Annotated in this window: 9 protein-coding genes and 2 pseudogenes; 2 read left to right on the forward strand and 9 right to left on the reverse strand. The window is 45.4% G+C overall.

What is annotated here, in order from left to right:
- Nucleotides 1-71: 71 nt before the first annotated feature.
- Nucleotides 72-506: pseudogene (locus R7Z49_RS00005) on the forward strand (M23 family metallopeptidase); the annotation flags it as partial.
- A gap of 153 nt (nucleotides 507-659) precedes the next feature.
- On the opposite strand, the gene R7Z49_RS00010 reads toward R7Z49_RS00005, so the two are convergent.
- The 5 genes and pseudogenes from R7Z49_RS00010 to R7Z49_RS00030 all read right to left on the reverse strand — a co-directional run bounded on the left by R7Z49_RS00010 (nucleotide 660) and on the right by R7Z49_RS00030 (nucleotide 5,082).
- Entirely contained in the window at nucleotides 660-1,520 is an 861-nt protein-coding gene (locus R7Z49_RS00010) for a (2Fe-2S)-binding protein (protein WP_186585426.1), read from the reverse strand.
- Entirely contained in the window at nucleotides 1,520-2,323 is an 804-nt protein-coding gene (locus R7Z49_RS00015) for an ABC transporter ATP-binding protein (RefSeq protein ID WP_186585428.1), read from the reverse strand. The genes R7Z49_RS00010 and R7Z49_RS00015 overlap by 1 nt, the downstream gene beginning before the upstream one ends.
- Nucleotides 2,323-3,285 carry a FecCD family ABC transporter permease gene (locus tag R7Z49_RS00020; protein ID WP_186585430.1) on the reverse strand — a complete coding sequence of 321 codons (963 nt, stop codon included), beginning with the start codon at nucleotides 3,283-3,285 and terminating at the stop codon, nucleotides 2,323-2,325. The genes R7Z49_RS00015 and R7Z49_RS00020 overlap by 1 nt, the downstream gene beginning before the upstream one ends.
- Complete coding sequence (locus R7Z49_RS00025) at nucleotides 3,285-4,268, reverse strand: FecCD family ABC transporter permease (protein WP_186585432.1); 984 nt, start codon at nucleotides 4,266-4,268, stop codon at nucleotides 3,285-3,287. The genes R7Z49_RS00020 and R7Z49_RS00025 overlap by 1 nt, the downstream gene beginning before the upstream one ends.
- Nucleotides 4,252-5,082, reverse strand: a pseudogene (locus tag R7Z49_RS00030) (ABC transporter substrate-binding protein). Before R7Z49_RS00030 ends, R7Z49_RS00025 begins: the two are co-directional and overlap by 17 nt.
- A gap of 271 nt (nucleotides 5,083-5,353) precedes the next feature.
- Between R7Z49_RS00030 and R7Z49_RS00035 the strand changes: the two are divergent.
- Nucleotides 5,354-7,498 (forward strand): TonB-dependent receptor, encoded by a 2,145-nt coding sequence (locus R7Z49_RS00035; RefSeq protein ID WP_186585434.1) that lies wholly within the window; start codon nucleotides 5,354-5,356, stop codon nucleotides 7,496-7,498.
- Between the two features lie 618 nt (nucleotides 7,499-8,116).
- On the opposite strand, the gene R7Z49_RS00040 is transcribed toward R7Z49_RS00035, so the two are convergent.
- The 4 genes from R7Z49_RS00040 to R7Z49_RS00055 form a co-directional block, all read right to left on the reverse strand.
- Nucleotides 8,117-9,160 carry a GMP reductase gene (locus tag R7Z49_RS00040; protein WP_005373458.1) on the reverse strand — a complete coding sequence of 348 codons (1,044 nt, stop codon included), beginning with the start codon at nucleotides 9,158-9,160 and terminating at the stop codon, nucleotides 8,117-8,119.
- 436 nt (nucleotides 9,161-9,596) lie between these two features.
- Complete coding sequence (locus tag R7Z49_RS00045) at nucleotides 9,597-11,138, reverse strand: NAD(P)H-hydrate dehydratase (RefSeq protein ID WP_318111075.1); 1,542 nt, start codon at nucleotides 11,136-11,138, stop codon at nucleotides 9,597-9,599.
- A gap of 86 nt (nucleotides 11,139-11,224) precedes the next feature.
- Entirely contained in the window at nucleotides 11,225-11,662 is a 438-nt protein-coding gene (locus R7Z49_RS00050) for a PAS domain-containing protein (protein WP_005373463.1), read from the reverse strand.
- Entirely contained in the window at nucleotides 11,662-12,666 is a 1,005-nt protein-coding gene (locus R7Z49_RS00055; RefSeq protein ID WP_005373466.1) for a response regulator, read from the reverse strand. The genes R7Z49_RS00050 and R7Z49_RS00055 overlap by 1 nt, the downstream gene beginning before the upstream one ends.
- Between the last annotated feature and the right edge of the window lie 220 nt (nucleotides 12,667-12,886).

A 12,886-nucleotide genomic window follows, 5' to 3' on the forward strand; every position in this document is an offset into this window, starting at 1 on the left:
CTGAAACTCAGTATATTGTTTAATAATTATTCAATTTCGGACGACTTGGTTTTCTGTCCGAATTACGCAACAAAGCCCATCCAGTGACCAATATAACGACTCCGCACTTAGGCACTGATTATGCCACACCTGTAGGTACACCGATTCGTAGTATTGCTGATGGCGTCGTTTTAAAGTCCCGCTACAACCGTTTTGCCGGCAACTACATTAATATCCGCCACACAAATGGCTCTGTATCACGCTACCTACACTTATCTCAGCGCAACGTCCATGTTGGTGAGAAGATCAGCCGAGGACAAGTGATAGGGAAAACGGGTAACACAGGAAGAACAACAGGGCCGCATTTACATCTTGAACTGCACATCAATGGTGTTCCGGTTGATTACGAACGATACATTCAAAGGCACCCAAACACTGACGTAAATATAGAAATGCTGATTGCAGCGAGAAAAGAAAAAGCAGAGTTAACAGCGGAATGGCAACGGTATGAGCAGTCAAATAGGTAACAACAGCCACTTCGATTCGTGTATTCTTCCTACTGTCATTTATCCGCAACTACAGTAGACCATAACTTTGCTCTAAATCACATAAAACCTTTTCAAATAAGCGACTTTTACTGAAATTACATGTGGTCAATAAAAAATGATAATTTATCGATTTTACTGAAATAACCCAAGCATGTTCATACGCATGATGTTTTCTTGGATTTCTGAATCGTGCAAGTTACAGGTTGAGCACTTCTCTTTGCCTTCAATTTTGTATTTCAGACAGCACGTTTCTCGTCTCACGTAGAGCTTTTGAAAGCCATTAAAGGTCACCTTTTTTACCGTGTTTAACTCACCGCCTTTTGGTGTTACCGCGTTAAATAGGTTTTGCTGCCACTTTGATGCCGCTTGCACGTCTAGATCTAACCTGTCATTGGCTAATGGTTGATGCGCAAGTTTAGAAAACGCCAAATCACACGCGTACAAGGCATTCCCCCAAAACACTTTCGGGCTAACTTTCTGCTTTTTGTACAGCGGCACCAATGGCTCAGAGAGCGTCGTAATGAATTGCGCAAGTTTCTCATCTAAAGCCAGTTCTGACTCCACTTGCATCGCGTTTTCGTTACCAGCCTCAAGAGCAAAGAAAGGCGTTGCACTCAACACTTCAATGCTTGCGATACGATGGTCTTCACCAATGGTCAGATACAGATCATCGAGTGTTAACTGCAACACGCGATCAAACACCACACGGTGACCGACCAGCGACGTCAACAAAATCGCGTTGAACACTTTCTGCCAGATAGGCACGGCAAAAGGCAGCTTTGCCTCAATAGAGTTTGCGTAATCTTGCACAACAGCAGGAAAATCACGCTCAAACCATTCACTGGCTTTAATGCCTTTCGGCTGTTCAACAAAACGTAAGCGGAAGAAAGGTTCGTGTCGATTCAAGATGGCTTGCTGCTCGGTGATGCTCAGCGTTTTAACATTCTCAGGCAAAGCCACCAAAGTACGAAACTGATTAAACAGGTTTTCCATTAACGCGCTTCCTCACGAACATAAGCTTTTGGTAAACAGTAAACGTAGCCATCAATGACTTCCATTTTTCCTTCCACTTTAAACACCGATTCAAGGGTCGATTCAGTGAGCACATCCAAAGGCGATCCCTGTTTTAAAATCTGACCTTTTTTCATTAGTACCAGTTCATCGCAGAACTGCGCAGCTTGGCTCAGTTCATGCAGAACATAAACAATGGTTAAGTTGCGTTCCTTGTTCAACTTATCGAGTACTTCGAGTAACTCGAGTTGGTGACCTAAATCGAGATAACTGGTTGGTTCATCTAGCAATAACCACTGTGCTTCTTGCGCCAAACACATCGCCAGCCAAACGCGCTGACGCTCACCACCCGACAACGTACTCACTACACGCTTTTCGTAACCAGACAACCCGACAGAAGCAAGCGACTCAGTCATCACTTCTTGGTCACGCTCACTATTGCCCTGATACCACTTGCGATGAGCAACACGACCAAGCGCAACAAGCTGCTCAACCAATACACCTTCTGGTGCCGTAGGATGTTGAGGCAGAATCGCAATGTGTTTAGCGAGATCTTTAAGCTTCCATTGGTTAAGCGCTTTGCCTTTAAAAGTCACGTCGCCTTTTTTCGCTTTTATCGCACCGGTTAAGGTCTTCATCAGCGTACTTTTACCGCACCCATTTGGACCAATGAACGCCGTTACCTTACCTTCTTGAAGACGGATGTTCACATCGTTCAAGATCATCGTATCGTTGTAGCCTGAGGTGAGCGATTGCCCTTCAAGCCCTTTTGAAGATAGGGTCATTATGAGTGTTTCCTTAACAAGAAGAGGAAAAATGGCACACCAAGCAGTGCGGTAATCACGCCCGCTGGAATTTCGGTTGGGAACAGTAAGTGTTTGGCTAAAACATCTGAAAGTGCGAGGAAGCCAGCGCCGAAAGTCAAAGTCATAAACATGGTTCGCAAAGGATCATTCGCACTGAGCAAACGTGCAATGTGCGGAATCACCAATCCCACAAAACCAATTGGCCCAACGGCTGAGACGGCGGGCGCGGTAATAAATACTGTGCCTAACAAAATCCCCAAACGCAGCAAAGCACCGTTGATACCAATGCCACGCAAAATCGCGTCATCGTAGCGTACCCATTTCAATGGCAAATACACCAAAATAATGAACGCTAAACAGGCCAAGAACCAAGGCAAAAGATAACTCACTTGTTCCCAACCTCGGCCGTACATACCACCCGCCATCCATTGCAATGCGATATCGGTTTTACCCTGACCAATAGTGAAGATTAGCGCCGAACTCAACGCGCCAAGAATCGCCGTGATCGCTACACCTGTGAGTAGAGTGAGACTGGTATTTCCGATTCGGCTAACGATCAAAACAGGAATCGCACTGAGCAAACCACCCGCCATTGAAAACAGCAGCAACGCGCTTTCTGTGGTGATATTCCAATTAAACCAAGCGGGCAACAAAATCGCACAAACAGCACCAAGAGAAGCACCAGCGTTCACCCCTAAAATACCGCTGTCTGCCAACGGGTTTTTGAGGGTGGTTTGCAGCAATAAGCCTGATACTGCCAGCATCATACCCGCCATAATCGCCAGCAAAAATCTTGGTAACGTTAGCGACCAAAATGGGTGGTAAGTACCGCGAGTAATAAACAGTTCACCTGCTTGTCTAAGCTCTGGGTTAGAAGCGATAAACAGTGCAGGAGCGAACACCAGCAAAGCCAAGCAAGGGAATAAGAAACGCGTTTTCATTATTTCCCTCTCAGCTCACGAACAATCAACATAAGAAACCAAGGCGCACCTAAAGTCGCGGTAATGACGCCAATCGGAATTTCCAACGGCATAAGCAGGGTTCGAGAAAGGAGATCTGCTGCGGTAACGAGTGCCGCACCAATCAAAGCTGCACCGCCAAGTCCCAACCCCATCATGCGAGCGAGATGAGGGGCAACAAGGCCAACAAAACCGACAGGACCAAATGCACCAACCGCAACCGCAGTAAGCACGACAGAGACAAAACCAAACGCCAATCTATAACGGTTAATCGCGATACCTAAACCACGAGCAACCGTGTCATCCAGCAGTAAGTAACCACGCTGTCGATGTGTCACCGCAAGCAATATAAACGCAGGAATGACGGTATAAACAAGCGGCGTAAACACCGACCAATTCGCGCCTGCGTTACTGCCCGTTAACCAGAAAAACAGTGACTCACTGTCTACGCGATCCGACAGAAGAATGTAGGTCACCGCTGCTTGGCAAAACGCACTCACGGAAATGCCAGCTAACGCCAAACGCGCTGGTGTGACGCCCTGTTTCCAACTAATGGATAAGGTAATGGCACCGCCAAGCAAACCACCTACAATCCCCCAAAACAACGTTGGCAATGGCAGCAAAAACATGGTCGCCGTCAACACGCTAAGCGCTGCGCCAGACATCACACCGGTCAGGTTTGGAGACGCTAACGGGTTGCGAACGATGTCTTGCATGAGCGAGCCGGATACCGCCAACGCCGCCCCACCAAAGAGTGCGATCAAGGTACGAGGTAAACGTAGTTCCCAAAACACTAAAGATGCTTGGCTGCTTGAATCAGGAATCAAAAACGCCATGATCTGCTGGGCATCAAAATGGTAAATGCCACTCGACAAAGACACATAAACCACAGCTAGTAACAAAGCCGTCGCCAAACTGCGAACCATCACCGCACTTGGTTTGGTTATCCTAAGAACATGAGCCATTGATCACCTCATAAACTCGTTCAACAGAAGGCGCAGGGAAAAGATCGGGATACACTTTGTGGGCGATATCCATCGCGACCCAAATTCGTGAAAGTGGCCCTTCTGGCTCTCGCCATGTCATATCAACCAAGTAAACTCGATTGTTCTTCACCGCTTTTAGGCTTTGCCAAATTTTCGATTCGGTAAATTGTGGCTCGGCGTTCTGGTACATAAAAATCACATCGGGATCGAGTTTTACCAACCACTCAAGACCCACTTGCCCAGAAAAAGGCGTTTTCGTCGCGTACGGCGAGTCACCATTCGCACTTCGGATATTCAATTTTTCCATAAGAGCAACGGACATAAAGTGTGAGTAGTATGCTCGCGGAGTGACGCCTGCACTTGTCAGAAATCAACCAGAAAACTGTCTATTACCGAGCTTTGATTGCATTTCATCAAGAAAAGTCTGAAAACACATATTTAGTGATTTCCCTTGCTCTTCTCGCCCCATTGCCATGCTTGCACGCTCTACCGCAGAAAAACTGTCTTCTAAAGTAATCAAATCAAAACCGAGAGGCGGTGCGATTTCGACGAAGCGCTGATAGTAAGGCTCTAACATTCGCCCCAAACCAACAACCAAATCTGGCTTCGCATCGTACAAAGCTTCAAAGCTGGTTCTTGAACGATTACCAAGACTTGGCACGTCATTTAAAGCAGAAAGATAAGGAGGAAATCCACCAGGATAATCGGATACACCAACAGGCTTCTCACCCATTGCTATTACTAGCTCTGCACCAAAAGTAGACACGCTTGCAACACGCGGGAAATGGGTCACATTCGACGTCTAAATAGTATGGTCTAGATCATCGACAACTGATGCGTTTAATCCACTTGCATAAGCAAGCTGAATAGACAGCATTTGGCTAATTATTGAAATGATAACGACTGCTGTAAAACTGCCCATTAAATTACAAATGATAATTATTGATATTTACATTACTTCTTTGCGTGCTAGACTACCACGTAATTACAAAGTGCTCAATAATCGCTAGCTAAATCAATTTATTAACAAGTTTATAAAAGACAACTTTTAGTTGCAGGAAGCTATGAAACTCAAACTATCTAAGCTAAATATTGCAGTGGTAAGTGCAATTACTCTTTCACCTTTCGGCGTTTCAGCGGAAAGTAACGACCAAGTCCAAGCAATGGAAACAATGGTTGTTACCGCAAGCCGTTCTCAACAGCTGCTTAACGACGTTCCTCGCTCTGTGACCGTTATCGACCAAGCACAACTTCAATCTCAATTGAACCAAAGCCGCAGCATCAACGATGTGCTTTCAACCTTGGTTCCAGGTATGGGGACTTCTGTTCACGGTAACCTGAGCAGCAAAGGTCAAAACCAAATCCGTGGTCGTCGCGTTCTGCTATTGATTGACGGTGTTGCACAAAACAACAGCTTCCTAGATTTTGGCCAAGAGTTGTCGGCGATTGATCCGCAAAACGTTGAGCGTATCGAAGTTATCCGCGGTGGTTCTGCGGTATACGGCCTTGGCGCACAGGGCGGTATCATCAACGTGATCACCAAAATGCCAGAAGAAGGCGCAGTAGAATATCGCACTAAAGTTGGCACAAGCTTCCAAGAGTTTGGTAGCGATGCGTTCACTTGGAACGTTTACCAAGAAGCGACTGGCGGTGATAAGAAAGATCAATGGCGTTTAGGTCTGGGTTACGAGCAACGTGGCGGCAGCTACGATGCTAACGGTGACCGCCTACCTTCGGTAAACAACGAAGATGACATGGACAACCTAAACGTAAACGGCGTTTGGAACCGTAACATCGACGAAGATCGTTCACTGACTTTGACTGTTGGCGTTCGTAACATTACTGACAACGACGGCTGGTGTGCAGCGAATGGCGATGCAGCTAACGGCAAACCTGCCGAAGCGGTTCACTGTGGCCCAGGTTACAACAACGGCGTTGCAGGCAAAGATGGCGCGAAACCAAACGATGTGACACGTACGTTCGCTAACTACCAAGCGCGTTACCAAGATCTGGGCTTTAGCTTAGGTATGCTCGATGTAACGGGTTACTGGATGGCTCAAGATACTGAGACGTTCACGCTTGCGATGAAAGATAAGAACCCAAATTCTCCAACCTTTGGTCAAACGCTATATGGCCACAACGAGACAGATTTTGATCGTTTCGGCGTGAAAGCCAACATCTCTAGCCAAATTGATTGGGCATTCGTGACTTGGGGTATGGACGTTGAACAACAGTCGTTCAAACAGCCAAACAGCGTCGGTTTCTACAACAACACACCGGATGTAGAGCAATTTGCTATCGCACCATTCGCACAGTTCATTACTGATGTAAGCGATAACACAGTTCTTTCTTACGGTATCCGTTACGAGTACGTTCGCCTAAGCGTGGATGATTTCACGGTAGGTAACACGCACAACAATGCAGGTGATCAAGTTCAAGGCGGTGATCCGTACTTTGACGAGTTCCTATTCAACATTGGTGTGACACACGATCTGACCGACAACCACCAGCTGTTTGCATCTTTCGCGCAAGGTATGTCAACGAACGAAGCACTACGTGACATTCGTTCTGGCAACAGCTCAACAGTTGAAGGTGCTATCAAGCCAATTACTACTGACAACTACGAAGTGGGTGTGCGCGGTTTCCTTGGTGAAGCGGACTACTCTCTTGCAGCGTTCTACAGCGAATCTGACCTAGGTTCGACACTGAACGTAAACGAAGCCGGCGATGCGCTAGAAAGTACTCGTGCACCAGAAAAAGTTTGGGGTGCGGAAGCAACGCTTGGTTACAGCATTCTTGCTAACCTTCGTACAGACAGCACGATCTCTTGGCAAGAAGGTGAGCGTAAACTTAACGAAGACAGCGGCTGGGAACCACTAGACGGCACGCGTATCGCACCATTGAAAGTAACGTCTGTTATCAGTTACGACGCTTACGAATTCGGTCGCTACAACATGACGCTGGTTTACTCAGGCAACCGTGATAAAGAAGATGAAATCACTTCTGGCGCGAAATACGCAGTAGACAGCTACTTCGTTGCAAACGCTGGTGTGGACTACGATCTTCCGTTCGGTACGTTAAGCTTCGCTGTTGAAAACCTATTCAACGAAGACTACATGACGGCGTACGCGCAATCAGAGCGTAACAACTCACGTTACTACAACGCACCGGGTCGTCGCTTCCACTTGAACTACGAAGTGAAATACTAAACTTAAAACACAGAAAATGCGCTTAATCAGATTAAGCGCATGTCTTTCACTTCTACTGTTATATTCGTGATTTATTACCTTAAAATTCAAATTAGTGCCGGGTACTAGCTTTGTTTCCTAAATCAGGCAACTAAATCTTCAACCCATGAGCTGAGCAGCTAAGTTCACTCATATACTTAGGCTAATAGCCAGCCTCGCTACAGAACAACCAATTGGAAACACAACAACCAAGCTTTAATCACCCGCTGTTAACGGACATTTTTAATTAAGAGACGGTTCAGCTATGGAAGCAAATCAAGCAAGGGAACCAACCTGGAAGACCTCGCCTATTTAATGACTTAGCGATTACGATGGCTCCTATGGTTAAGCATGTATTTTCATTGCCGCTTAGTTAAGTTTGAGAAATTACAATGCTCAAGTTGGAAAAACCTACGCCATGATAGAAGTGTTAAACAAACTCACTTAGCTAGGTATTTCATCCTAAAGCAGATATAAAATAGCCCCTTCAAAAATGTCATAAACATAAAAAGCAATAGACTTATGAAGAGGCAATATCAAATTATGGTTGCACCAAATATCAATATATGGTTGCTTTTACACTTTTTACATTCAGTCGATTTACTCTTTACCGAACACGTTGTTCTCTTGTTCTTGAACACGGATGAATGTAGTACGCTTGGTTAGCTCTTTAAGCTTTGCTGCACCTACGTATGTACATGTTGAGCGAACGCCGCCAAGGATGTCTTGAATAGTGCCGTGAACACTACCACGGTATGGCAATAATACGGTTTTACCTTCGGCCGCACGGTAGCCAGCGACACCACCTGAGTGCTTGTCCATCGCGCTCTTCGACGACATGCCATAGAATTTCATGAACTTCTCGCCGTCTTTCTCGATCACTTCGCCGCCTGACTCTTCGTGACCCGCTAGCATCCCACCTAGCATTACGAAATCCGCGCCACCACCGAATGCTTTCGCTACGTCACCCGCACAAGAACAGCCACCGTCACCGACGATCATGCCACCAAGGCCGTGCGCTGCATCACCACACTCGATGATTGCAGAAAGCTGCGGGTAACCAACACCCGTTTTTACACGAGTTGTACATACAGAGCCTGGGCCGATACCCACTTTAACGATGTCTGCACCAGCTAGGATTAGCTCTTCACACATATCACCAGTAACCACGTTGCCTGCAGAAATGACCTTGTCTGGGAACTCTGCTCGCACGCGTTCAACATACTCGACCAAATGCTCTGAGTAACCATTTGCAATGTCGATACAAATGAAAATAAATTCATCTGAAAGTGCCATGATGTCTTTGGTTTTTTGGAAGTCTGCGTCAGATGTCCCAGTAGACACCATAACGTTATTCATGGTTACTTTATCTGCTGATTTAGCAAACTCAGCCCAATCTTCTACCGTGTAATGTTTGTGAACAGCGGTCATTACACCATGCTCAGCCAGCGCTTTAGCCATTGCAAAGCTACCAACCGAATCCATGTTTGCTGCGATTACCGGCACACCAGACCATTGACGACCACTATGCTTGAATGTAAAATCGCGGGTTAAATTTACTTGAGAACGGCTCTTAAGGGTAGAACGTTTCGGGCGAAACAGTACATCTTTAAAACCTAACTTAAGTTCTTGTTCGATACGCATTGTGTAATTCCTTGATTCATATGTATATGTGTCATTTCAGAGTGCGTAGTGATTTCGTTGGCAGACGAGTTCACTGTTCTTCGGACACAAAAAAACCGGAGCGTTGGCAGACGCTCCGGTTTTCAGCATTATAGGCTGTGATTTATTTCCTACAAGTCTGATATTTGAATTTTTTTTGTGATACCATCTTGAAAATCGCATATCAAAAACGCTCCCCAAGTCACCAAAACCTCTTATTATTTATAACTATCAACAACTTGAGAAAGCACTTAAGTTAACCCATTGCGCAAACCTTTGCGTCATATCTTAAAAATTAAAACGCATCACCTCTCAAATCTGCCTAAAACTCAATCACCTAATACTAAGATGCCCTGCTAATTCGTAAAAAAGTACTCAAAAAAATCGACCAATTTTCTCTGCAATGCATGAAATCTAATTAATTTCGATAGAGCTCTTGGGTGATAGCGGTACGAAGAGTGCTAACGACATCACTTGCCAAAAGACCAATTTGACCATGCTGACTAACGTTTATATCAGCAGCATGACTGTGAAGTACCACACCTAAACGTGCGGCAACAGAAATTGGTAAACCTTTGGCTAGTAATGCACCAATGACTCCAGATAACACATCTCCCATTCCCCCCGTCGCCATTCCGGCGTTACCCGCTAGACAGACGTACATTCTCGTTCCATCGTAAATAAGCGTCCCCGCGCCTTTTAAAACCACTACACCGCCATAACGCTCTTGCAGTTGTCTTGCAGCAGAGTATCGGTCACTTTCTATTTGTTGAATGGTTACATTTAGTAGTCGAGCAGCCTCTCTAGGATGCGGCGTGATCACTCGATGGTTGTCGTACACCAGAGTGCCATCGCATCGCTGGCTCAGCATCGCTAGAATATTGAGGCCATCAGCATCAACAACTTTAGGTTTCTGCTCTTGAGCCAGATATTGATAGGCTTGATAAGCCCACTCATCATCTCCAAAGCCAGGACCAAACACTAATACGTCAGCCCAGCGAATGCGTTTAGTTAAGTCGTTCTCAGTATCCCTGAGTAAGTCAGCGGTGATGCTCTGGCTCATTACTTCTGGGCAACCAACCTGCAGTGGAATAAGGCTACTCGTGTGAGTAATTGCGGCAGTTAAACCCGCTCCGGCTCTAATCGCAGCGGAGGAACATAAACGAATCGCTCCAGACATCCCTTGATTGCCACCAACACAAAGCAACTTCCCGTTGTCACCTTTATGGACCGTTGGATTTGGCTTGGGCATTAATCTTGAAACAACCTGATGATCAATACCTAATGCACTTTCTACTTCGATAGTATCAAACTTAGTATTGACGCCTAAACCACAAAAGTAGAGCTCGCCAACTCGATCTCTCGCTTGTCCAGTGCATAAGCCTTGTTTAACCCCAATGAAGGTTACAGTATGCTCGGCACGAATAGCATCACCTAAAACTGCACCTGTATTAGCACACAGACCAGAAGGAACGTCGACTGCAATCACAGGGGTATGAATTTGATTAATTTGGTCAATATAGCGACGATACTCCGAACGAACCTCACCGCTTAAACCAGTGCCTAACATGGCATCGATGATCACATCTGCTTCTAGCAATGCGGTATTCCATTCATCCCAATCATTGTTAACACCGTCGATTGACTGCCAGTCTTCGTATGCGCGCAAAGCATCACCTTTTAGCACAGATACATCACCAATTTGGAAAACATGTACATTGAGTTGAGCTTGTTTCGCAAGAGATGCAAATACGTAACCATCGCCACCGTTATTCCCTTTACCGCAAATCACTAAGATATTTTTTGATTTAGGATGCAGATGTAAAAAGCGCTCATACACGGCCATACCAGCGCGTTGCATTAAGCTATACATAGAAACACCAGCCATTTGCGCAGCCAGCGTTTCACCGTTTTTTACTTGCTCTGCGGTGTAGAGTTTTAGGGCGAGATTAAAGTCCATATTCACGTTCTACGCATTGGGAAACACAATTATAAGTATACAAAAAAGCCAAGGCGGACCTTGGCTTTTGAGAAAGTTTTTTATCGCTATTGATTCTGAGACATCAGAGCTTCAGCCGTCGCGTCTTGTATAGACAAAAACAACGAGTTGATTTTTCCAGTCGGTGTGCGCATTGGGTTCAACGTAACATTCTGGTACATAAACTCCGCTTGCTGCGTAACTGGTCGAACATTGCGACAGCAGAATAAGTAAGGTCGTTGTCGCCATGTGATGAAGCTGCGACAGCCTAGGTCATACACTGGTTTTGTTTTTAATTTAAACCACTCCTGTGGGATTTCAGGGAAGATATCAAATATAGAACGACCTATCGCATCATGAGACTGCAAACCACTGTGATGAGTCATAAACCCATTCCAGACCTGTACATTGTAATCTCGATCAATGACCACTAAGCCCATGTCAACGTTTTGTACCATATCCACCATCCAATGGAATTGTTCAAACTCTGCTGGCATATTCAACATTAGAACTCCTCCATTAGATAAGACAGTTTGTTATCAAGCAGCGGCAAGGATTCGTCCACAAACATAAACAACAAGTCACAACGAATCGACGTTCCTTCAATGTTGTAGCTCACTTCGAATGTCATCGTGCGGCTGAATGCTCCAGTTGTAGATTCAATGATCGAGTCAATTGAGATATGCTGACCAAGGAGTACTGGTGGACTTTGGAAGAATCGGACTTCAGACTGCTCGCCTAAACCATTTAAGAACGACCCCACCAAAATATTAGAAATATCCATTAGCAGCTCAAGCTCTTCTAGCTCTTCGCTGTCTGCTGGTACTTTCATCAACTTTTTGAGATCAGATACGCTTGAATCACTCAAAATCACTAGCGCTTCGCCAGCAATACCTTCGCCACAAAATCCCTGACAAACACCCGATACGTTGTCATGCGACGCCAAGTCGCGTAGGGCCATGTGAAGTTCGCTCACTTCAAAGATATTGACGTTCGGCAGAGGTAGTTGCACAAACACATCAAAGTGACGCGCCAATGCATCGGCTGCTCGACCAATTGAAACGTTAGCCACTTCCATGTAAATATCGCGACGACGTAAAATCGGTAACTCAATAGAGACAGGCGTGATAATTTGAGGACGAGGTTCTGGCTCGACCAACTCTTTAAGCGCCTTCTTGAGTTCATCTTTGGCGATCGGTTTTTGAATAAACGCTTTTGCACCCAGTGCGAACACGCGCTCTTTCGCTTTAGGTTGGATATCCCCCGACACAACAACCACCGGAGTTTTATCCCCCAACCGTTGCATGTGCTCTAGTGTTTCAAAGCCATCCATTTCTGGCATGGTCAAATCAAGAAACATCAATTTAAACTCGTTTTTTTCGAGTTCTTCTAGCGCGTTTTTTCCGTGGATAGCAAACGTAATATCGGCATTCAATGTGGCTGGTAGTGATCTCGCCATCTGTTTGCGTGCTAACGCTGAATCATCACAGATGAGTACGGGAAAAGACATTCAATCACCTTTTTATATTCCACAATCTGCGCCGGAGTCTAACAGATTGTTACAGCATGTAATACGAGAAAACTGACGAGTTTTTTATTTCTTTATTATTCGATAAGCATACGCAATATGAATGAATGAGTGAACAAAATGACTAAAAAGCAAGCATCACATTCGCTGTTTAGTGACATAAAACAAACATGGGTAAAACTCCTCCACCCAAAGTAAGCAA

The sequence above is a fragment of the Vibrio sp. 1562 genome, from assembly GCF_033340155.1.
In the GTDB taxonomy this organism is placed as follows: domain Bacteria; phylum Pseudomonadota; class Gammaproteobacteria; order Enterobacterales; family Vibrionaceae; genus Vibrio; species Vibrio alginolyticus.